Raw genomic sequence first — 21,470 nt, 5'->3', positions numbered from 1 at the left:
TGTGAAACGTGATATGATATTAGAGGTTAGTGATCTTAATATTAGATTTGAATTGAGAGGGAAACAGCTAAAAGCCATCCGGGGAGTTTCATTGGAACTTTACAAAGGGGAAATACTGGCAATTGTAGGGGAATCGGGCAGTGGAAAATCGGTTTTTACAAAATCATTTATGGGTCTTCTGGATAAAAACGGATGCGTCAGCGGCGGAATGGCGGTTTATTATGGTTGTGATGATAAAACTGCGGTAGATTTAACGGGAATTAAGAAAGAAAAAGACTGGTTAAAGCTTCGGGGGCAGGAAATTGCCATGATTATGCAGGATCCCATGACCAGTTTAAATCCGTTAAGAACCATAGGAGCACAGATTATGGAGGCAGTTCTCCTTCATCAGAAGGTAAGCCGGACTGAGGCAAAAAAACGGACGCTTCAGTATCTGGCTGATGTAGGAATTCAGGATCCAAAGAATCGGTTTTATCAGTATCCCCATGAATTTTCAGGAGGGATGCGCCAGCGTGTGGTAATTGCCATAGCAATTGCCTGCAATCCAAAGATTCTTATCTGCGATGAACCCACAACGGCTCTCGATGTAACCATACAGGCACAAATTCTTGAGCTGATAAAGGAACTGCGGATGAAATATAAGCTTTCTGTTATACTGATTACCCACGATCTGGGAGTGGTAGCTAATATAGCAGACAGAGTTGCTGTAATGTATGCGGGGGATATTGTGGAGATTGGAACCTGTGAAGATATCTTCTATGATGCACGGCACCCCTATACCTGGGCGCTTCTTTCTTCATTGCCGCAGATAGGGATTAAAGGAGAAGATCTATTCTCCATAGCCGGGACGCCGCCCAATCTTTATACAGAAATAAAAGGGGATGCATTTGCTCCGAGAAATCCACAGGCGCTTAAAATTGATTTTGTAAAGAGTCCTCCATATTTCGGTATCTCCCCTACTCATAAGGCGAAAACGTGGCTGCTTGATGAAAGGGCACCAAAGGTGGATCCTCCCCAGGTACTAAAAATAATCAGAGAGGGAGGTCTGTTTAGATGAAGCGGGAAGTATTATTGGAAGTAAAAGATCTGGATGTGACCTTCGGAGAACGAAGAAAGAAATATCAGGCGGTTAAAGGGGTTAATTTTAAGATTTATAAAGGGGAGACCTTTGGACTGGTGGGGGAATCCGGTTCTGGAAAAACCACCATTGGAAGGGCTGTCATGAGAATTATTAAGACTTCAGGAGGAGAAATTCTCTATAAGGGTCAGAAGATAAACGGAGAGATATCCGCAGAACTGGACCGGAAGGTAATACAGGAGATTCAGATGATTTTTCAGGATCCCCAGGCATCACTGAATGAGAGAGCCAAGGTGGATTATATTGTCAGCGAAGGGTTAATGAATATTAAAAAAAACATTTCCGAGCCTGAGAGAAAGAAAAGGGTGAATCAGGCGCTTCTTGATGTGGGACTGCTCCCGGAGTTTGCCAGCCGGTTTCCTCATGAATTTTCAGGAGGCCAGAGACAGCGGATCGGAATTGCCAGATCTCTGATTATGAAACCTGAGTTTATTATTGCAGATGAACCAATCTCTGCTCTTGATGTATCGGTAAGGGCGCAGGTTCTTAATCTTCTTGCCAGAATGCAGAAAGAACGTCAGATCACTTATTTGTTCATTGCCCATGATTTATCGGTCATGCGTTTTATAACAGATCGGATTGCGGTAATCCGGAAAGGTGAGATCGTGGAGATGGCTGAGACGGAAGAACTGATCACTCATGCCATACACCCGTACACCAGGGCTCTGCTCTCAGCAATTCCCATGCCGGATCCAAAGCATGAACGGGATAAGAAACTGATGGTTTATGATCCGTATATGCATGATTATACGACAGATCAGCCTTCCTGGCAGGAAATCAGAAAGGATCATTATGTGCTGGCGAATAAAAAAGAGGCAGAAGAATATAAGAAATTATATGAATGCAGACGAAACGGATAAAAGGCAGCGGAATTGTCCGCTGCTTTTGATTTTTAAGTCCGGATCATTGTAAGGAATGGAGGCAGCGATGGAACAGTTTGCAGTGATTATAAAGCCGGTTATTACCATATGGGACCGGCCGGAGGAAACAAAAGAAAACAGGAAAAAGAAAATAGTTTCTTCCATTGCAGATGAAGGGATATATGGAATGGGACTCCGGATCAGAGGGGAGGAAGTACAGGGTTTTTACCCGGTTATGACTGCATATCATTATCCGGGGTTTGTAAGAAAAGAGGATGTTAAACTAGCCGGTCTTTCTGCACTGATTAACTGGGAAGAGGGGGGCCTTATGGTGACGGATGGAGAAGTCGTGGATATCATATCGCTGCCTAAGGTACAGGGTGTAAGAATTATAAGTGTTCCAAGGGGAGCGCTTATAAAGGTTATTGAGTTTGAATCCATGGAACCTGGATGGGCACTGGTGGAGTTATTTGACGGGCAGAGGGGATTTATGAGAAATCAGTATCTGCGTCCGAAAGAATATTCACAGAGCGGATTGTGGACAGGAAAGCTTCCCCAGAAGGAAATTGTGGATGAAAGGGGATTCCGTCAGGCAGTTGTGGAGAATGCAATGCAGTATTTGGGGACACAGTACCGATGGGGAGGAAGAACGTCACTGGGGATTGACTGTTCCGGACTGACTTCACAAAGTTATCTGCTGAGCGGGATCATTATCTTTCGGGATGCAAAGATCCAGGCAGGATTTCCGGTCCGGGAAATATTAAAGGAAGAAATGCTTCCCGCAGATCTGATGTATTTTCCAGGACATATCGCCATGTATATAGGAAATGGAAAGTATATTCATTCTACAGGAAAGATCGGAAACAGCGGAGTGGTGATTAACAGTTTAAATACGGATGCAGCAGATTACCGGGAGGATCTGGCAAAGAGCTGGTATGCATCGGGCAGTATATTCTAAGGGAATGAAACGGAGGAAGACATGGATGTAAGATTTACTTTAGAAAAAAGAATACAGGCGGAAATAATGAGCTACGATGGGAAGATGGGAATCTATTTAAATGATTTTCATGGCAATGAAATCGCTTTGGGCCAGGATGAGAAATATGAGACTGCCAGTACTATAAAAACCTTTATTCTGGCCTGCCTGTTTGATGAAGTGGAAAAAGGAAATAAAAGCCTGGAGGACCTTGTAGAATATAAGGAAGAGCATGTGGTGGAGGGGAGCGGAGTGCTGGCGGCTCTTGAACCGGGAGCTGTCTTGCGGGTTAAGGATGCGGCTGTTTTTATGATTATCGTCAGTGATAATGTTGCCACGAATATGATGATTGATTATCTGGGGCTGGACACCATTAACCGTTGCATTAAAGAGCTGGGATGCGACCATACAGTTCTATACAATCCCATTCATTTTGAACAGTATAAGAGACTTGGAACCAGTACGCCGGGGGATTATGGGAGTATTTTTACAAGACTGGTAAAGGGAGAACTGATCAGTCAGGAGGCTGATGCTGCAATGCTGGAAATATTAAAAAAGCAGCATTACAACAGTATGATTACAAAAAATTTCCCACCGGTTTATATGGACAGTGACAATACGGACGAGATACTGATTACCGTAGCTTCCAAAAGCGGGAGCATGGATGCCTGCCGCAATGATGGAGGGATCGTATTTACTCCATACGGACCTTATGTGATTGTCATGTTTCATAAGGAATTCTCTGACGCCATGTATTATCCGGCACATCCGGCTACGGTGTTCGGTGCCAGGGTAAGCCGTATGGTACTGGATCAGTTCCTTGCACTGGAAGGAAGACTCTGCCTGTAGAAAACTACAGGCTTAAAAGATCTGAAAGGTCATGAATGGTGTGAGTTGCGGCGGATTCGACGAAGGAATCTTTCCTGATAAAGAGACAGGAGTCGATTCCTGCATTCACAGCGCCCTGGATGTCAGAACTTAAACTGTCCCCTACCATAATGGTCTCTTTCTGATGAAAATCCGGAATGTGGTCAAAGCAGTGCTTGAAAAAGTGGACAGAAGGTTTTTCGCTTCCTACCTGTTCAGAGATAAACATGCCGTCAAACAGGTCGTGGATACCAGCCTGTTTCAGCCGCTTGATCTGAGTGGAATGGACTCCATTGGATGCGGTGTAAAGCCTTTTTCCCATATTTTTTAATTGTATCAGTGTATCTTTCGCGTGGGGCATCAGCTCAGGACTGCTCCCAAGAAAGCTTCTGTAGCGGGATTCAGCCTCGATCCCGTCTATCTCCTGGTTCAGAGTTTTAAAATATAGGGAAAAACGTGTGTGAAACACCTCTTCCCTGCTGATTTTCTCCTGTTCCAGAAGATCCCAGAGATGCCTGTTTATCTTTTTATATTCCCCCAGCATGGTGTGTTCAAAAGGAATGCAGTAGGATTCTATTACATTCTTAAAGCTCCGTTCTTCTGCAGCATCAAAATCCAGGATGGTGTTGTCAATATCAATTAAATATGTTTGGTACATGTATCTAGTCCTCCAAATTCCAGTGTTTTTTAAAAAAGCCATAGCAGATGCCTAGCAGTGGGGAAAGGAGCAGAACGCTGATTATGGTTCCTTCCCGAATCTGCCAGGGGGTATGTGCCCATAGAGTAAGGGCAATTGCAGCGGCCAAAAATATTACGTCAAAGCTCATACGGACAGCCGTGAATTTCTTGTGGTATAGTTTTGATATGGTCAGGCAGAGGCTTTCCAGCGGGAAGCTGATAATTCCAACTGCAAGGACTGCGCCAAGGCTTAAGGAAGCGATGAGCAGACCGGATATGTAAAGCAGCAGCCTGAAAAGATAGCTTTCAGCCGTAAAACCGGAAAGGATCTGATATAAAAAGAAGTTTATAATAATTCCGTTGGCTATGGTGGCAATAATCTGAATGATGTCCTTATAGTTTAATCTGGTACGTTTAAAAAGTAAATAGCAGATAAAAAAAATGGTATTGATCATATTTAATATGGTACCCACCTTCCATGGAATCAGGAAGGAAAGTGTAACTGCCAGGGCATTTAAAACACTCTGGCCGATGGCTGCTTTTAACTGCAGAGATATCCCGAAACCAAAGAATACAAAGGACAGGACAGAACAGACAGTTAATACTGTGTTTTTCTTCGTCATTGTTTTCACCTCGGTATTATGATACCATAGTTACTGAATAACCCACTATGAGAATTATCATATCAGAGGAATTTATAATGAAACAATTTGTAACGTGTGAGATCCCTGACAGCTTATTAAGAATAGGGCAGGAAAGACGGTTTTTAAAAGGCAGCAATATATTTAAGGTGGGGGAGGCCATTTCCCACTGTTATTATATCCGTTCCGGAGTGGTAAAAATATATATCGATCATGAAAACGGTCGACGGTCAATTCTGGATTTTGCAGGAAGAGAAGACTGGCTGGGGGAGCTTTCCATATTCTGCAATGAGGACTTTACGAAAGAAAACAGGGTGGTAGATGAGATATCCTGTCTGGAGTTTGATTTAAGTAAGATCAGGCAGATGTGCAAAAAGGATGGAAGCATATCCTTCTATTTTGCCTCCTATATTTCCAGCAAACTGATGACCAGAAGTTTCCGGCTTAGTGAATATTTAAATTATTCTCTGGAAAAAAGGTTTGCTTCTTTTATACTTTCCCACCACAAAGAAGGAAGATATGGGATATCTCATACGGATGTCTCAGAGTATATGAATGTCAGCTACCGCCATATTCTGTTTGTTATGAAAAAACTCTGTGATGAGGGGATTATGAAAAAGGAGAAAGGATATTTTATTGCTGATATCGGGAAGCTGAGAGAAATTGCAGAACGATCCGAATAGAATTGCAGGAAGCCGGCTGCTAATTTCCTATTGTTTCCTATTCCATTTTTCGCTATAATTAAAGATACGGGTTTTAGTGAAGAAAAGAAAACAAAAAAGATTGGAATTGTATGTATGGAAGAGGAACATAATGAAGATAGAAGGAGTACTGGAACTCTGCCCATGGAGGATGGTACCTTTTGCAGCTACCGGATTGTTAAATCCAACAGGAAATCAATGGCTTTGCAGATTTTAAAAACTGGTGAAATAATAGTAAGACTTCCATTGTCTGCACCTTACCGCTTTGGACACGATCTGATTGCAAAAAACAGCAGCTGGGTGTATCAGGCAGTGCAGAAGGTGAAGGTCTTGTCAGACCGGCAGCAGCAGCTCTCCTGGACGGATGGGAGTGCTCTGCTGCTTTTTGGGGAAAAGTTAACACTTCATATTCTTCCTGATTTTAAGCGAAAGGGAGTTCTGGTAAAAGAGTCAGGCGATGGTTTACTGCTTACCGGTTCTGTCAGCAATGAAGATAAAAAGGAGGGGGAGGATATCGTTAAAAATGCTATAAAGCACTGGTACCGGCAGCGGGCGAGGCAGTACTTAGAAGAGAAAACGGCTGTGTGGTCCCGGATTATGAATACGGATTATGGCAGGATTGCTATTCGGGACCAGGCGACCAGGTGGGGAAGCTGCAGTGGAAAAGGAAATTTGAATTTTAACTGGAGGCTGGTTCTGCTGCCGGAAGATCTGGCAGATTATGTGGTAGTGCATGAGCTGGCCCATCGGTTTTATATGAATCATTCTAAGGAATTTTGGTCTGTTGTGGAACAAGAAATACCGGATTACCGGTCCAGGAGGAAAAAATTAAGGGAATATGAAAATGAAATCTATCAGAAATATTAAAATAAAAACAAAGCTGCTTTTATTGGGGGCAATCAGCATTTTGGGCCTGTTATTTATCGGAACAGAATCTGTAATTACGGCAAGCAAAATTAATCAGGCCAGTACAGTGATTTCCCAGTCATGGGTGCCGGCCATCATCATTGCTGAGGAATTAAATACCAAGACCTCCGATTACCGTCTTAAGGAGTACAACCATGTGATTACCACCAATTGGGAAAACAAGTCTCAGCTTGAGAAAGAGATGGCGGATTTAAGGACTGAGATGGAACAGTCATTTACCCGGTACGAAAATTATACTGCTGATGAGTCGGACCGGAAGCTGATGGCACAAGCGAAAGAATACTGGAAAGAATATATACAATGCAGTGACAGCCTTTTACTGATCAGCCGGGAAAATGATTCCGCAGAAGCTTTCCAAATTATTATGGGGGAATCCAGCAAGCTTTATAATCGTGCAAGAAGCGGACTGTTAAAAGTTGTGGATTATAACAGAAAGGGATCAGAGGCAGCCAGCATCGGGGCGGATCATTTATATGAACGTCTTGCCAGAATGAAAGTCATCAGCGTAGGTGTGGTGGGTTTTTTGATTTCTCTTCTTGTCATTTACATTATTATAGCAATTGATAAACCGGTAAAGGATCTGGTGGAAGGAACCAGGAGAATGGCAGATGGAGATCTTGATGTTTATCTGTCCTATCGGTCCATGGATGAGATCGGCATACTCACGAATTCGGTCAATGAGCTGATTGACCGGTTAAAAAGAATTATTGATGATGAAAAATATCTGTTTCAGGAGATCGGCAGTGAGAATTTTGAAGTAAAATCCACTTGTGAAAAAGCCTATCGGGGAGATTTTGCTCCCATTCTTTATTCTATAACCAGCCTGATGAACCGCCTGTCTGCTGCTAAGAAGCGCAAGGAAGAGCCACAGAAGAATGGCCTGATTGAGAACAAGGGTATTCGGGAAATCAAAGGGATCAGAAAGTTAAGAGAGATGAAGGTATCAAAAGGAAGGGCAGCAGAAGTTTGTGTAGTTAAGGAGATTAAAAAAGATGGCAGCAGAAAAATGGATGCTTCAGACGAAAAGAGCTGATTTTAATGAAATGGCGAAAGTTCATCATATATCTCCCGTAACCGCAAGAATCATCAGAAACAGGGAGGTATTGGGTCCGGAAGCAGTGGAAAAGTATTTAAGAGGAGGACTAAATGATTTATATAGCCCGAATCTGCTAAAGGATATGGACCGGGCAGTGCAGATCTTAAAGGAAAAGATCGGTCAGAAAAAACGGGTCAGAATCGTGGGAGACTACGATATAGACGGAGTGTGTTCTACGTACCTGTTGTATCAGGCATTCAATGAAACAGGGGCAGTAGTGGATTATGAAATTCCTGACAGGATTAAGGATGGGTATGGAATTAATGAATCCATAATCAGGGCGGCTTTTAATGATGGTATCGATACAATTGTAACTTGTGATAACGGAATTGCTGCAGTTGAACAGATAATGCTTGCCAAAGAGCTTGGAATGACTGTAATTGTAACCGATCATCACGATATCAGAAAAGAGGAGGGGAAGGAAGTTCTGCCTCCGGCAGATGCCATTGTAAATCCTAAGCAGGAATCCTGCAGCTATCCGTTTCCTGAGATTTGCGGTGCAATGGTGGCATTTAAGCTGATACAGGCCTTATATAAAGCTTTCAACATATCGGAAGAGAAATGGCTTAATATGGTTGAATTTGCAGCTATCGCTACGGTTGGAGATGTGATGAAACTTCAGGATGAAAACCGGATTATTGTGAAGGAAGGCTTGAAGAGCATTGGAAAGTCGCAAAGTCTGGGGCTGTTAAAACTGATAGAGAAGAATAACCTGGATAAGGATCATATTACGTCTTATCAGATTGGATTTGTCATTGGTCCCTGTTTAAATGCAGGCGGTCGTCTGATGACAGCCAAACTGGCACTTTCCCTGCTTTTGTGCCAGGATGAGGAAGAAGCGGACCGAATGGCTGTTGAATTAAAGGATCTCAACGACCAGAGAAAGGATATGACAAAAGAGGGTACTGATAAGGCGGTAAAGCTGGTAGAAGAGCAATTCTCGAAGGATAAGGTTCTGGTGGTATATCTGCCGGACTGTCATGAGTCACTTGCCGGAATCATAGCAGGCAGATTACGGGAGCGGTATCAGAAGCCTGCTTTTGTGCTAACCGATGGAGAAGAGCAGGTAAAGGGATCCGGCCGTTCCATTGAGTCCTATCACATGTTCGATGCGCTGATGGAGGTAAAGGAGCTTCTCCTGAAGTTCGGAGGACATCCCATGGCAGCAGGATTGTCTCTGCTTAAGGAGAATGTAGATGAATTCCGGAGAGCGCTAAACAAGCATGCAGACCTGACGGAAGATGATTTTGTAAAGAAGGTGTGGATTGATGTACCGATGCCTCTTGAATACATAAATGAGCCTTTGATCGAGGAACTGGATCTTCTGGAGCCTTATGGACAGGGGAATGAAAAGCCTCTCTTTGCCCAGAAGGATTTATACATACGCAGTGTCCGTGTTCTTGGCAAGAATCGGAATGTGGTGAAATTTTCTCTGGCTACAGAGAATGGAACACCCATGGATGGTCTTTTGTTTGAGGATGGAGACAGATTTGTAAACGAACTTGGAAACAGCCGCCAGCTTGATGCGATCTATTATCCGGCAGTCAATGAATACAATGGAAATAAATCGCTGCAAATCGTGATAAAGAATTACCGGATCATAAGCTAAACAGATGTAATAAGGAGATTGCATGGAGACTATAAGAACCGTTATAATCGGCTATGGGGGAATGGGAAAGAAATATGCACGGATGCTGGCAGATGGGAAGGTCACCGGAATGGTTCTGGCGGGAATCTGCTGCCGGAATTCAAAGGGACAGGAGGAGATTAAGAATCAGTACCCGGATGTAAACATCTATCCTGATACAGATGCGGTATTCGCAGCCAAAGATACGTTTGATGCAGTAGTAATCGTAACGCCTCACGATACCCATGTACCCATCGGGCTTATGGCAGCAGAGGCAGGGAAGCAAATTCTTATGGACAAGCCTCTGGGAGTTTCGGCAAAAGAAGCAGGCGTGATGGTAAGAGAAGCCAGGAATTGTGGGATAAGTCTTGGGATGATATTTAATACCCGGATGAAAGGCGGTTTTCTGTCTGCCGGAGAGTTTCTAAAAAGTGGCGGACTGGGGAGAATAACCAGGGCTGTATGGGTCTGCAATACCTGGTACCGTACACCTGCTTATCATAACAGTGCTCCATGGAGAAGTACCTGGAGAGGAGAGCACGGCGGACTTTTAATCAACCAGTGCCAGCATTTTCTGGATGTCTGGCAGTGGCTTTTTGGAATGCCTGATGAGGTATATGCTTCCATTGATTATGGAAAATATAATACTATTGCAGTGGATGACAGTTTTGATCTTCAGTTCTTTTATAAGAATGGATTGCGGGGGACATTAATTAGTTCCACAGGAGAAAATCCTGGAACCAACCGCCTTGAAATCTGGGGATCTAAGGGCAGACTGACTGTTTCAGACGGAGTGGAATTAATTTTTGATGAAAACGTAGTTTCTACGGAGGAATTTGCACGGACGAATCAGGATCCGTTTGGAAAACTGGATTCTGTTCACAGCTCACTTGAAACAGTAGATCATAACGGAGAGGAATACCGTATGATCTTTCAGAATTTTTCCGATCACCTCCGTTTCAAAGCGGAATTGATGACTCCGGGTGAAGACGGACACCGGACACTTATGATGGCTAACGGAGCGTATCTTTCCTCCTGGCTGGATAAGAAAATTTCTTATCCCATCGATGAGGAGCTTTATGAAAAGCTGCTGGCGAAGCAGGAAGAGGACGAGAAAGCCTTGACATTTTAAGGAAGTTTGCTATATAATCTACCAAAATGCTAAAGAGTAACGATTCAAAAGGAAAAGTGAGGGAATGGACATGGTAAATGAAGTAATGAAGTTTATCACTGGCTTTGACAAAGAAGTAGGAGAAGCCATCGAAAAGGAATGCGCACGACAGAGAAGAAACTTAGAATTAATCGCATCCGAGAACATTGTTTCAGAACCGGTTATGATGGCAATGGGGACTGTGCTTACAAATAAATATGCAGAAGGATACCCTGGAAAGCGTTATTACGGCGGATGTGAAGAGGTGGATGTTGTGGAAAGCATTGCCATCGAACGTGCCAAAAAACTGTTTGGCTGTGATTATGCAAATGTTCAGCCCCATTCAGGAGCCCAGGCCAATATGGCAGTATTTCTTGCCATGTTAAATCCAGGCGATACAGTTATGGGAATGAACTTAAATCATGGCGGTCATTTAACTCATGGAAGTCCTGTAAACTTTTCCGGTCTGTATTTTAATATCGTTCCTTACGGAGTCAAGGATGATGGATTCCTTGATTACGATGAGATGGAGCGGCTTGCTATGGAGCATAAACCAAAGCTGATCGTAGCGGGAGCAAGTGCGTATGGCAGAGCAATTGACTTTAAGCGGTTTAGAGAGGTTGCAGATAAATCGGGTGCCTATTTAATGGTAGATATGGCTCACATTGCAGGTCTGGTTGCAGCAGGACTTCATCAGAGTCCCATTCCTTATGCAGATGTGGTTACAACGACTACTCATAAAACATTAAGAGGACCCAGAGGCGGTATGATTCTGGCGAACCAGGAAGCTGCTGATAAATTTAATTTTAACAAAGCAATTTTCCCAGGAACCCAGGGCGGTCCCCTGGAGCATGTAATCGCTGGAAAGGCAGTATGCTTTGGAGAAGCGTTAAAGCCTGAGTTTAAGACATATCAGGAGCAGGTGGTTAAGAATGCCAAGGCACTTGCTGCTGCACTGGTGAAGCAGGGATTTCATATTCTCACGGAGGGAACAGACAATCATCTGATGCTGATTGACTTAAGAGGCATGGAAGTTACCGGAAAGGAACTCCAGAACCGCTGTGATGAAGTATTTATTACTCTGAATAAGAATGCGGTGCCCAATGACCCAAGAAGTCCATTTGTTACTTCAGGTGTTCGTGTAGGTACTCCTGCTATTACTTCAAGAGGATTGAAAGAAGAAGATATGGATAAGATTGCTGAGTGCATCTGGCTTGCGGCAACGGACTTTGAAAATAAGGCCGATAGCATCAGAAGCGAGGTAACAAAGATCTGTGATAAATATCCGCTTTACAATAATTAATTATAGAAAGCTGCTGCACGTGGGGTGCAGCAGCTTTTTTCATATGCAGAAAAAATGTGTATCTCTTTCTGCATGTCAGGAGGAAATTAGAACTGGCTTTTTATGCCTGGTTTTTAAATGATTCGCAGTCTGTGCACTCTATCTTTGTAGGATTCTTCTCATGAGTTCCTACTCTGATTTTATCCAGTGTGCAGTAGTCTTCACTTTTGGCATGATAGGCGCAATTTTCAATGGTACATTGGATACATTCGTTTTTTCCGTTTACTAACATCGATGAACCCTCCTTTATTGGTTGTTGCATCTATTATTGTAAGCGTTTTTTGCTGATTTATTATGCCAAATTTTTCTTATTTAAAATCAGCATTTTTCAGTCTTTTGTATTCTATCTGGTTCAGTGCAAAGACCGTGCCGTGTTTAAATCCGTAAGGAAAAGAAAAGGATTGATCTGACCGGATAAAGCGTCCGGAGGAGATTGTATCAGCTATAAAGGGAACGTATCCCTGATCTTCTTTTATCTTTGTACCATAGTAATCAAGGAACAGACACCAGCGGCCATCTTCCAGGCGGATTGCAGTAGGGGCTTCGTATTGCCCCTGTTCCAGTTTTTTCATTTCTTCACTGAATTGTGGAATTATGGTAAATGGTCCCGTAATGGTCTGAGATTCGAGCAGTAATATAGACGCCGGATTTTTATCGCTTTTTACAAAGAGATAAAAACAGTTATCATCTTTGTATAGAGCGGAATCAATGATATCACTGCCATCCTTCTCATATAAGACTTCCGGGCTGGTAAAGCTTAGGAAATCCCTGGTTCTGCTGTAGTAAATCTTTTTCGGTCCGTATTGATTCAAAGGGTGGGAAGAGGACCAGTGGATGAGATACTCCTCTGTCTTATCATCATAGATGATATCGGGAGCCCAGACACAGCCAAAGGGTTCATCTCCCATCTGAATGAGGCGGGGAGCGGACCAGTGAATTAAGTCTTTAGATTCCCAGAGCACCAGGTTTCTGCTGCCTTCCCGGCTTATTTTGTCCCAGCTGCCTTCATATTTTGTCTTAAAGTTTCTTGCAAGACTCAAGTCAGTTGCAAGTATGTAATAAATCCCTTCTTTTGTACGGCAGATGGTAAAATCACGTACGCCCTGTTCTCCGATGGTACTGGTAAGTATGGGAAGACCATTATTGATCTCCTGCCAGTGAAATCCATCTTCACTGATAGAAAAATAAACGGCCTCTCCATCCGGATCTGTCTTTTCTTTAAAATGTACAAATAAATATCCCTGCATCTTCATTAATCCTTTCTCTTTTTTTCCATCTTACCACTTGCTGAGAAGTGGAACAAGTTGTTGATTGAGAAAATAATATTGTCAAACCTGTAAAGAGTATGTTATACTTTTTTGGTAATTTTAATAAATATATTATTGAATATAAGTTACACTTATTAATAAAACGTTATTTACTGATAGATCCAGTTCTATGCGGGAGGAAAATTTAGTGATCAGATTTAAGAACTACGTTAAGGCTGAAAGTCTTGAAGAGGCTTATAGCCTGAACCAGAAAAAAAGCAGCATAATCGGTGCGGGAATGATGTGGCTGAAGGTGCAGAACCGGGTGAAAATGACTCTTGTCGATATGTCCGGTCTTGGTCTTGACGGAATTGAGGAGACAGAAGATGAGTTCATTATTGGTGCCATGTGTACTTTGCGGCAGCTGGAAGTCCATAAGGGGCTTGACCGGTATTTTCCGGGTTTATTTAAAGAATGCACCCGTTCCATCGTAGGAGTCCAGTTCCGTAACGGGGCAACGGCAGGAGGCAGTATATACGGCAGATTTGGGTTTTCTGACATCTTAACCTGTATGCTGGCACTGGACAGCTATGTTGAACTTTATCAGGGAGGGATTATCCCCCTTGAGGAGTTTTGCAGACAGGAACTGAACCGGGATATACTTGTTAATATCCGGATTAAGAAGGATGGCAGGAGAGCATCTTATACTTCTTCCAGGCTTTCTAAAACTGATTTTCCTCTGATTGCATGCTGTGTTTCTCAAAAGAACGGAACTTATTATGTATCTGTGGGAGCAAGGCCGGCGCGGGCTGAGCTTGTTGAAATATGCAGTAAAGAGGCAGCAGGATTTGAGGAACTGGCAGGACTGGCTGCAGACCGGTTTCAATATGGTACCAATATGAGAGGCAGCGGGGAATACAGGAAGCATCTGGCAGAAGTATACATAAGACGGCTGTTCATGGCACTGGACCGGGAGGAAGGGTAATGCAGATTGAATTTACATTAAACGGGAGACTCATTTATGAGGAAACAGCAGAGGATGAAACACTGTTTCACTTACTGCGCAGAAAAGGATGTTACAGTGTGAAATGCGGGTGTGAGACGGAAAACTGCGGGCTTTGTACCGTCCTTATTAATGGAATCTCCAGGCTTTCCTGTTCTTTTCTTGCGGCAAGGGCAGATGGCTGTGAGGTGGTAACACTGGAAGGTGTTCAGGAGGAAGCGGAGGAATTCGGCGATTACCTTGCAGCGGAAGGGGCAGAGCAGTGCGGCTTTTGCAGTCCTGGACTGATCATGAATGTGCTTGCCATGGAAAAAGAACTGGATTCTTATGATGAAGAAGAGGTAAAAGAGTATCTGGCCGGCAACCTCTGCCGATGCAGCGGATATATGGGACAGCTCCGAGCTGTGAAAAAATACTTAAGCAGAGGAGTAAACAGGAATGAATGTTAAGATGCATACCGTCAATACTTCAGTCAAAAAGAAGGATTCAAAAGCATTGGTGACTGGAAAACCTGTTTTTACGGACGATATAGCACCAAAAGACTGTCTGATCGTAAAAGTTTTAAGAAGTCCCCATGCTCATGCCTTAATCCGCAGAATTGATACAGAAAAAGCAAAAAAGGTGGATGGAATCGCCTGTATTCTTACATACCTGGATGTGCCGAATAGAAGGTTTACCATGGCAGGGCAGACGTATCCCGAACCAAGCCCTTATGACAGGCTGATCTTAGAGGACAGAATGCGGTTTGTGGGAGATGCTGCGGCAATTGTGGCAGGAGAGACAGAAGAGGCGGTGGATCATGCCCTGCGCCTGATTAAAGTGGATTACGAGGTTCTTAAGCCGGTTCTGGATTTTAGAAAGGCAAAGGATCATACGGTATTGATTCATCCGGAGGAAAACTGGGAAAGTCTCTGCCCGGTAGGAGCGGATAACCACCGTAACTTATGTGCAAGTGGAGGCGAATCCCATGGTGATGTGGATGGATTACTGAATCAGTGTGATTACGTGGTGGACCGGGTTTATCATACAAAAGCCAATCAGCAGGCTATGATGGAAACCTTCCGCGCTTACTCTTATCTGGATGCATACGGCAGACTGAATATGGTTGCTTCGACCCAGGTTACATTTCATGTGAGAAGAATCCTGGCTCATGCGCTGGATATTCCCAAATCCAGGGTTCGTGTTATAAAGCCCAGAATCGGAGGCGGTTTTGGAGCCAAGCAGACAGTAGTAGCAGAGGTTTATCCGGCAATCGTTACTATGAAAACCGGAAGAGCAGCTAAGATTATTTACAGCAGATATGAATCCCAGATCGCTTCTTCTCCCCGCCATGAGATGGAGATACGGGTCCGGGTGGGAGCTGATAAGAATGGAATTCTTCAGGCAATGGATGTTTATACTTTATCCAATACAGGGGCATATGGAGAGCACGGACCTACAACTGTCGGATTATCGGGGCATAAGTCCATACCCCTTTACAGAACACCAAAGGCATTCCGTTTTGCTTATGATGTGGTTTATACAAACTGCATGTCAGCAGGTGCTTACCGGGGATACGGAGCCACCCAGGGGCAATTTGCAGTGGAGTCTGCAATCAATGAGCTTGCGGAAAAAATAGGAATGGATAAAGTAAAGATTCGGGAATTAAACATGGTAAGAGAAGGAGATATTATGCCTGCTTACTATGGGGAAACGCTAAAAAGCTGTGCGCTGGACCGCTGTATGGCCAGGGCAAAGGAAATGATGGACTGGGATAAGAAATATCCGGCAATAGATATGGGAAATGGAAAGGTACGGGGAGTAGGTGTTGCCATGGCAATGCAGGGCTCTGCTATATCAGGTGTTGATGTAGCTTCTGTGGAACTCCGCCTGAATGATGACGGATTTTATACACTTATGATCGGAGCCTCTGATATGGGAACAGGGTGTGATACCACTCTGGCACAGGTTGCGGCAGATTGTCTGGAGTGCGATCTGGATCAGATTGTTGTTCATGGAACGGATACGGATGTATCCCCCTATGATTCCGGTTCCTATGCCTCCAGCACCATGTATCTGACCGGGATGGCAGTGATGAAAGCCTGTGGTGAGATGCGGGATAAAATACTGGATAAAGGAGCGGAATATTTATCCTGTGATAAGAATTCACTGGAATTTGACGGCACCAGAGTGTGGCAGCCGGAAAGCGGTCTGGAAGTATCGTTAAAGGATATTGGCAATAAGGTAATGTGCTTTAATGAAAAGATGCTCTCAGCCGGTGCTTCCCATACCTCTCCCGTATCACCGCCTCCGTTTATGGTAGGAATGGCAGAGGTCGAGGTGGATATAGAAACCGGTGAGGCAGAGCTTCTGGATTATGTGGCAGTCGTGGACTGCGGTACAACCATCAATCCTAATCTGGCGAGAATCCAGACGGAAGGCGGTATTGCCCAGGGAATCGGCATGGCTCTTTGCGAGGATATTACCTATACGGAAAAAGGCCAGATGAAACAGAATTCATTTATGCAGTATAAGCTGCCCACCAGGCTTGATGTGGGCAATATACGGGTGGAATTTGAAAGCAGCTATGAACCGACCGGGCCTTTTGGTGCAAAATCAATTGGAGAGATTGTAATTAATACCCCATCCCCAGCCATTGCAGATGCTATTGCCAATGCGGCAGGAGCGAGAGTGAGGGAGCTGCCCATTACGGCAGAAAAGATATACCGGAGTAAAAATAAGAAATAAACAGAGCAGGGGCTGTTGCACCATAAGCGATTACTTATGGTGCAATGGCTCCTGTTTTATGCTGCGGGTTGATGAGCGGATAATCAGATTAGGGAGCGTTACAAAAGATGGAACCTGAAGAGCCGGATTTTTAATTTTCTGTAATAATATGGAAGCTGCCTGTTTTCCCATTTCATGTACATTGATGTCCACAACAGTCAGAGGAGGATCAATAAGCTGTGACAGTGGGTAGTCGTCAAACGTAATGATTCCCATATCCTTTGGGATTGATAAATGATGTTTTTCTATTGCATGAACCGCTCCCATAGCAATCTGATTGTTTTCACAGATAACGGCATCGGGGAGTATGGGGTGACTTAGCAGCTCTTCCATCATTGAAAAACCGCTTTCTTTTGTATATGTACCGTATTTTATAAATTCTTCCTGTATTGCAAGACCATTAATATTCATATATGATACGAAACCCTGAAGGCGGTGCCTTGAAATTTCATCGCTTTTAGGGCCTCCAATAAATGCGATTTTAAAATAGCCGCATGTCTGCAGATATTCCATAGCCATTTGACCGGATACACGGTTGTTTGTATCAATCCAGCAGGAGGAAGTGGCAAATGGGGGCCTTCCGATAAGAATGTGCGGGAAATTGTTCTTGTCTAAAAAATCAATCAATAATCTTGATGTGGCTGAGCCATGTACCAAAATACCGTCAGCAGTATTACAGCTTACAATTTTCTTCACTGATTCATAAGCATCTGATATGTCAGAAACACCCATGAAAGGCACATTGTAGTTTTCATTCCGAATTACATTTTGTGCACCGCACAGTATTTCAAACATATGCGGGTTATGGAATGCTGTATGTAATTGCGTAACAGCAAGAAAGATAATGTTACCAGTCCGTTTCTTTTTAAAATTACTGCCTTGTGCATTTGGATGATAATTAAGACGTTTTATTACCTCCATCACGCGCCTGGTAGTGCTATCTGAAATATAAGGCTTATTGTTAAGTACTTTAGAAACAGTAGCAGTGGAGACACCGGCTTCCTTTGCAACATCGATAATCGTTACAGACATAGGACTCTCCTTTCTTTGACTTGTATTAGAATAGTATAACGTTTACCTAGAAAAATCAAGCAATATACATAAAAAAACGTTGTTATATGGAAACATATTGTTATAATTTACTTATAAATACTAGTATTTTATGAGAATAGTAAACAACATAACATTGGTAAAGAAGAAAGGGGAAAAGTAGTGAAAAAGATGTTAAAACGTATTTCTGGCTTTGTACTTTGTTTCAGTATGATAATGGCGCTCTTACCGCAAATAAAGGTTTATGCTGCCGAAAGTCTTCGGGGAGAGTCTGTTTATCAGATTATGGTTGACCGTTTTTATGATGGGGATGAGACGAATAACGCAACAGGTGAAGCTTTTCGCTATGCAGAAAACTCACAGGATGATTTTCGTTATATGCATGGTGGTGACTGGCAGGGAATCATAGATAAAATTTCTTACATTAAAGATATGGGATATACCGCTATCTGGATTTCGCCGGTTTCAGACCCACAGCTTTGGGGAATACCTGATGCAAATGGCAGACAGTGGCCGACTGCCTATCATGGGTATAATGTATTTGATCCAAACCGTGCCAGCCGCTATTTTGGATCAAAAGATCCACAGGCCAGCAAGGATAAGCTAAAGGAGCTGGTAGAGGTTTGTCATGATAATGGAATTAAGGTTATTTTTGATGTTGTACCCAATCACGTAGGAGATTACCTGCAGGGAATAGGAAGTAATGCTCATTATACCAATGCCACAGGATTAAAAGAGGGTACACAATTACAGCCGGCGGAGCCGTTTAATAATGTCTTATGGTATCACAATAAAGGAGATATTAATTTTGACATAGAGCATCCGCATACCCCATCAAGTACGCAGATGCTGGAAGATCATGACCTGGGTGGTCTGGACGATATTGATTTTGATAATAAGGCTGCCAGGAGTGCAATATTTGATTCAATCAAAAACTGGTTTACTTATACAGGGGCAGACGCTGCCAGAGTAGATGCGGCTAAATGTATGAAACCTTCTGATATTCATGAATTACAGGAATATCTGGGTGTTGCAACCTTTGGCGAAAATTTCGATATGGATGTGGACTTTATAAAAGACTGGGTTGGAGATAATGCTGAAACAGGCATGCTTGATTTTCCGTTGTTTCAGGCTATTGTAAATGATTTTGCATATGGAAAGAATTTTAATAACACATCAGAGATATCAATTCAATCCATTTTAGCACAAGATCACTTTTATGGTACACATCTTAACGATATGGTTACATTTATTGACAATCATGATAGAAATCGTTTCTTAACTGAAGCAGGTGGTGATGTTGATAAACTCCATAATGCATTAACCTTTATATTTACGGCAAGAGGGATTCCGGTAGTCTTTCAGGGAACGGAGCAAAATAGAGGAAATGCGAATGGTCAGGGTATCAACGGGATTGCAGATACCTGGAATCGTTGGTCCATGGTGACCAGAGATAGTAACGGAAATGTTTTAAAGGATTATTTTAACACATCAACAAATACATATAAGCTTATCCGGACTTTAAATGATCTTCGTGGGGAATATGAAGCTTTGAGCCATGGTACACAGCGTGAAATGTGGACGTCTATGCATACCTATGTTTTTTCAAGAAGAATAGACAGCGGTAACAATGCAGGGCAGGAATTAATTTGTGCGTTCCATAATGCCAAAGGGACAGATACGCAGACAATGTCCATACGTGCCGAAAGCACCATTAAGCCTGGAACTACGTTGGTTAATGTCATGAATCCAAATGATAAGATTACTGTATCCTCAGATAGAAAAGTTACTATAACACTTACAGGAGATACTTCTAAAATATATGTGGCAGATGAAGACGCAGGTGAGACAATTCCAGTGACCATTCATATCCGCAATGCGTCTACCGACTGGGGGCAGAACGTTTATATCTCAGGAAACTGCGTGGAACTGGGAAACTGGGATCCGGACAAAGCAGCAGGGCCAGCCGTATGCCCCAATTATCCTGATTGGGATTTGACTGTATATCTTCAGGCAGGTCAGAAAATTGAGTTTAAAGCGGTTAAGAAAAATGCAGCAGGAAATCTCATATGGCAAAGCGGGGAAAACCGCAGCTATACGGTACCATTATCAGGTCTAGGAGAAGTTAGCATTGACTGGTAGAAGGAGGATATGCGAAGTGAGGAAAATGGTATTGGTTTTGTGTATTGTGATGGCTGTATCAATTTTTACAGGTTGCAGCAGAAGCTCACAAAGCGTTGCAGCAAAGCAGAAAAATAAGGAAGCTTTGAATACAATCCGTATCTGGCATGATGGAGATAAGGCGATCATACAGTTGATGGAAAATTATCTGAATGAGGCTCTGACTGATGATGGAATCACAGTAAAATTTGAGCAAAAGAGTGGATTGACAGACCAGTTAAAATTATATGGAAATGATGAGGTAAATGGTCCGGATATGTATATGTATGCCCATGATTCTCTTGGGATGTTTGTTGAGATGGGAGCTCTGGCACCATTAACTGATGTAATCGACAAAAACGTTTATGCGGATATGCTTCCCATGACACTTAAGGCGGGGAATTATAAGAATGATCAATATCTTATGCCTGTCTATTTTGAAACACTGCTTTTTATTTATAATAAGGATTTGTGGGAGGGAGAAGTGCCTTCTGCCACAGAAGAACTCTATTCGTACATGAAAAGTCATACGGATACCGCCGCAGGAACTTACGCTTTAGTCAACCAACATTCGACCGCTTATAATGTAGCTCCCTTTATTAATGGATTTGGAGGATTTATTTTAAATGAGCAGGCTGAGCCAGGATTAAATTATATAAAGACTAAGGAGGCAATTGAATATAATAAAAAGTTTGCGCAGTTAGAAGCAGACGGGGATTATAATACGGTAAATGCTCTTTTTATGGATGGAAAAGCTGATGCAATCATTGGAGGGCCATGGCTGATATCAGGAGTAAAAGAAGCCAGAATTAATTATGGTATAAAATCCTTATGTGATTTCAAGCTTCCAAATGGTAATACACTGATACCATATTCGGGCGTGCAGGGAATTGGTGTTATGAAACATGCAGCCAAATCGAAAAAGGATGCAGTGGAAAAGGTACTGAATGAAATTGTAAATCCTCAGCTTGGAATCGATCTGGCCCAGAATTCCGGATGCGCTCCTTCAAATCAAAAATCTTATAATACATCATCTGTTGCAAATGATGAGATGATAGCAGCCATGAGAAGAACTGCTGATATTGCCCAGCCAATGCCAAATATTCCTCAGATGAGCGTAATGTGGGGACCAGCAGAATCACTTCTTGCAGCGGTTAATAAATCAGGCAAAGACTTAAATACTGCTGCTGATGATTATCAGAAAGAAGCAGAAACTGCTATCGCGGATATGCAATAGCTGA

The 21,470-nt window shown here is 42.9% G+C and carries 20 protein-coding genes; 15 read left to right on the top strand and 5 right to left on the bottom strand.

The genetic code is table 11. The annotated features are described in order from the left end of the window. Position 1: 1 nt before the first annotated feature. From RZO55_RS11830 to RZO55_RS11815, 4 genes are all read left to right on the top strand, one after another. Entirely contained in the window at positions 2-1,057 is a 1,056-nt protein-coding gene (locus tag RZO55_RS11830; RefSeq protein WP_318064488.1) for an ABC transporter ATP-binding protein, read from the top strand. Further along, positions 1,054-1,998, top strand: coding sequence for an ATP-binding cassette domain-containing protein (locus RZO55_RS11825; protein WP_318064487.1), 945 nt, complete (start codon positions 1,054-1,056; stop codon positions 1,996-1,998). The genes RZO55_RS11830 and RZO55_RS11825 overlap by 4 nt, the downstream gene beginning before the upstream one ends. A gap of 67 nt (positions 1,999-2,065) precedes the next feature. Beyond that, positions 2,066-2,956 carry a C40 family peptidase gene (locus RZO55_RS11820; protein ID WP_318064486.1) on the top strand — a complete coding sequence of 297 codons (891 nt, stop codon included), beginning with the start codon at positions 2,066-2,068 and terminating at the stop codon, positions 2,954-2,956. Positions 2,957-2,977: 21 nt separating this feature from the next. Next, positions 2,978-3,823: a serine hydrolase gene (locus RZO55_RS11815; RefSeq protein WP_318064485.1), complete on the top strand. Its 846-nt coding sequence runs from the start codon at positions 2,978-2,980 to the stop codon at positions 3,821-3,823. Positions 3,824-3,827: 4 nt separating this feature from the next. Here RZO55_RS11815 and RZO55_RS11810 read toward each other — a convergent pair whose 3' ends face one another. Continuing rightward, the gene (locus RZO55_RS11810) at positions 3,828-4,499 is read right to left on the bottom strand and encodes a YjjG family noncanonical pyrimidine nucleotidase (protein ID WP_318064484.1); all 672 of its coding nucleotides are present in this window, start codon (positions 4,497-4,499) and stop codon (positions 3,828-3,830) included. Positions 4,500-4,503: 4 nt separating this feature from the next. After that, a complete protein-coding gene (locus RZO55_RS11805) occupies positions 4,504-5,142 on the bottom strand; it encodes a YczE/YyaS/YitT family protein (RefSeq protein ID WP_318064483.1) in 639 nt (212 codons plus the stop codon). A gap of 77 nt (positions 5,143-5,219) precedes the next feature. Between RZO55_RS11805 and RZO55_RS11800 the strand changes: the two genes are divergently transcribed. From RZO55_RS11800 to glyA, 6 genes are all read left to right on the top strand, one after another. After that, on the top strand, positions 5,220-5,843 hold the full coding sequence (locus RZO55_RS11800; protein ID WP_318064482.1) for a cyclic nucleotide-binding domain-containing protein: 624 nt from the start codon (positions 5,220-5,222) through the stop codon (positions 5,841-5,843). Positions 5,844-5,957: 114 nt separating this feature from the next. Then, positions 5,958-6,728 (top strand): M48 family metallopeptidase, encoded by a 771-nt coding sequence (locus RZO55_RS11795; protein WP_318064481.1) that lies wholly within the window; start codon positions 5,958-5,960, stop codon positions 6,726-6,728. Continuing rightward, positions 6,706-7,821 (top strand): MCP four helix bundle domain-containing protein, encoded by a 1,116-nt coding sequence (locus tag RZO55_RS11790; protein ID WP_318064480.1) that lies wholly within the window; start codon positions 6,706-6,708, stop codon positions 7,819-7,821. The genes RZO55_RS11795 and RZO55_RS11790 overlap by 23 nt, the downstream gene beginning before the upstream one ends. After that, entirely contained in the window at positions 7,781-9,493 is a 1,713-nt protein-coding gene (recJ, locus tag RZO55_RS11785; RefSeq protein WP_318064479.1) for a single-stranded-DNA-specific exonuclease RecJ, read from the top strand. The genes RZO55_RS11790 and recJ overlap by 41 nt, the downstream gene beginning before the upstream one ends. A gap of 22 nt (positions 9,494-9,515) precedes the next feature. Then, positions 9,516-10,643 (top strand): Gfo/Idh/MocA family protein, encoded by a 1,128-nt coding sequence (locus tag RZO55_RS11780; RefSeq protein ID WP_318064478.1) that lies wholly within the window; start codon positions 9,516-9,518, stop codon positions 10,641-10,643. A gap of 70 nt (positions 10,644-10,713) precedes the next feature. Further along, a complete protein-coding gene (gene glyA, locus RZO55_RS11775) occupies positions 10,714-11,964 on the top strand; it encodes a serine hydroxymethyltransferase (protein WP_318064477.1) in 1,251 nt (416 codons plus the stop codon). Between the two features lie 100 nt (positions 11,965-12,064). On the opposite strand, the gene RZO55_RS11770 is transcribed toward glyA, so the two are convergent. Next, a complete protein-coding gene (locus tag RZO55_RS11770; protein WP_318064476.1) occupies positions 12,065-12,235 on the bottom strand; it encodes a DUF1540 domain-containing protein in 171 nt (56 codons plus the stop codon). 76 nt (positions 12,236-12,311) lie between these two features. Beyond that, positions 12,312-13,256, bottom strand: a complete 945-nt coding sequence (locus RZO55_RS11765) for a glycoside hydrolase family 43 protein (RefSeq protein WP_318064475.1) — start codon at positions 13,254-13,256, stop codon at positions 12,312-12,314. 202 nt (positions 13,257-13,458) lie between these two features. Between RZO55_RS11765 and RZO55_RS11760 the strand changes: the two genes are divergently transcribed. Genes RZO55_RS11760 through RZO55_RS11750 form a run of 3 tightly spaced genes read left to right on the top strand, consistent with a single transcriptional unit; the run spans position 13,459 to position 16,980 of the window. Further along, positions 13,459-14,235, top strand: a complete 777-nt coding sequence (locus tag RZO55_RS11760) for an FAD binding domain-containing protein (RefSeq protein ID WP_318064474.1) — start codon at positions 13,459-13,461, stop codon at positions 14,233-14,235. Then, entirely contained in the window at positions 14,235-14,702 is a 468-nt protein-coding gene (locus tag RZO55_RS11755) for a (2Fe-2S)-binding protein (RefSeq protein ID WP_318064473.1), read from the top strand. The genes RZO55_RS11760 and RZO55_RS11755 overlap by 1 nt, the downstream gene beginning before the upstream one ends. A 1-nt stretch (position 14,703) precedes the next feature. Then, a complete protein-coding gene (locus tag RZO55_RS11750) occupies positions 14,704-16,980 on the top strand; it encodes a xanthine dehydrogenase family protein molybdopterin-binding subunit (RefSeq protein WP_318064500.1) in 2,277 nt (758 codons plus the stop codon). A 30-nt stretch (positions 16,981-17,010) separates the two neighbouring features. Here RZO55_RS11750 and RZO55_RS11745 read toward each other — a convergent pair whose 3' ends face one another. Further along, on the bottom strand, positions 17,011-18,051 hold the full coding sequence (locus RZO55_RS11745; protein ID WP_318064472.1) for a LacI family DNA-binding transcriptional regulator: 1,041 nt from the start codon (positions 18,049-18,051) through the stop codon (positions 17,011-17,013). Between the two features lie 189 nt (positions 18,052-18,240). Here RZO55_RS11745 and RZO55_RS11740 point away from each other — a divergent pair, with 189 nt between their 5' ends. Continuing rightward, complete coding sequence (locus RZO55_RS11740; RefSeq protein WP_318064499.1) at positions 18,241-20,211, top strand: alpha-amylase family glycosyl hydrolase; 1,971 nt, start codon at positions 18,241-18,243, stop codon at positions 20,209-20,211. 25 nt (positions 20,212-20,236) lie between these two features. Continuing rightward, complete coding sequence (locus tag RZO55_RS11735; protein ID WP_318064498.1) at positions 20,237-21,466, top strand: extracellular solute-binding protein; 1,230 nt, start codon at positions 20,237-20,239, stop codon at positions 21,464-21,466. Positions 21,467-21,470 lie beyond the last annotated feature (4 nt).

Source organism: Clostridium boliviensis, assembly GCF_033342255.1.
GTDB classification, from domain to species: Bacteria; Bacillota; Clostridia; order Lachnospirales; family Lachnospiraceae; genus Lacrimispora; species Lacrimispora boliviensis.
Note: the sequence above shows the minus strand (reverse complement) of the source record. Positions and strands in the feature narration are given on the sequence as shown.

Excerpts from the sequence above, each read along its gene's own strand:
- RZO55_RS11825 (WP_318064487.1), top strand. The coding sequence starts at position 1,054 with ATGAAGCGGGAAGTATTATTGGAAGTAAAAGATCTGGATGTGACCTTC.
- recJ (WP_318064479.1), top strand. The coding sequence starts at position 7,781 with ATGGCAGCAGAAAAATGGATGCTTCAGACGAAAAGAGCTGATTTTAAT.
- RZO55_RS11755 (WP_318064473.1), top strand. The coding sequence starts at position 14,235 with ATGCAGATTGAATTTACATTAAACGGGAGACTCATTTATGAGGAAACA.
- RZO55_RS11815 (WP_318064485.1), top strand. The coding sequence starts at position 2,978 with ATGGATGTAAGATTTACTTTAGAAAAAAGAATACAGGCGGAAATAATG.
- RZO55_RS11820 (WP_318064486.1), top strand. The coding sequence starts at position 2,066 with ATGGAACAGTTTGCAGTGATTATAAAGCCGGTTATTACCATATGGGAC.
- RZO55_RS11790 (WP_318064480.1), top strand. The coding sequence starts at position 6,706 with ATGAAATCTATCAGAAATATTAAAATAAAAACAAAGCTGCTTTTATTG.
- RZO55_RS11810 (WP_318064484.1), bottom strand. The coding sequence starts at position 4,499 with ATGTACCAAACATATTTAATTGATATTGACAACACCATCCTGGATTTT.
- RZO55_RS11765 (WP_318064475.1), bottom strand. The coding sequence starts at position 13,256 with ATGAAGATGCAGGGATATTTATTTGTACATTTTAAAGAAAAGACAGAT.
- RZO55_RS11750 (WP_318064500.1), top strand. The coding sequence starts at position 14,704 with ATGCATACCGTCAATACTTCAGTCAAAAAGAAGGATTCAAAAGCATTG.
- RZO55_RS11770 (WP_318064476.1), bottom strand. The coding sequence starts at position 12,235 with ATGTTAGTAAACGGAAAAAACGAATGTATCCAATGTACCATTGAAAAT.
- RZO55_RS11795 (WP_318064481.1), top strand. The coding sequence starts at position 5,958 with ATGGAAGAGGAACATAATGAAGATAGAAGGAGTACTGGAACTCTGCCC.
- RZO55_RS11805 (WP_318064483.1), bottom strand. The coding sequence starts at position 5,142 with ATGACGAAGAAAAACACAGTATTAACTGTCTGTTCTGTCCTGTCCTTT.
- RZO55_RS11745 (WP_318064472.1), bottom strand. The coding sequence starts at position 18,051 with ATGTCTGTAACGATTATCGATGTTGCAAAGGAAGCCGGTGTCTCCACT.
- RZO55_RS11800 (WP_318064482.1), top strand. The coding sequence starts at position 5,220 with ATGAAACAATTTGTAACGTGTGAGATCCCTGACAGCTTATTAAGAATA.
- glyA (WP_318064477.1), top strand. The coding sequence starts at position 10,714 with ATGGTAAATGAAGTAATGAAGTTTATCACTGGCTTTGACAAAGAAGTA.
- RZO55_RS11780 (WP_318064478.1), top strand. The coding sequence starts at position 9,516 with ATGGAGACTATAAGAACCGTTATAATCGGCTATGGGGGAATGGGAAAG.
- RZO55_RS11735 (WP_318064498.1), top strand. The coding sequence starts at position 20,237 with ATGGTATTGGTTTTGTGTATTGTGATGGCTGTATCAATTTTTACAGGT.
- RZO55_RS11740 (WP_318064499.1), top strand. The coding sequence starts at position 18,241 with ATGTTAAAACGTATTTCTGGCTTTGTACTTTGTTTCAGTATGATAATG.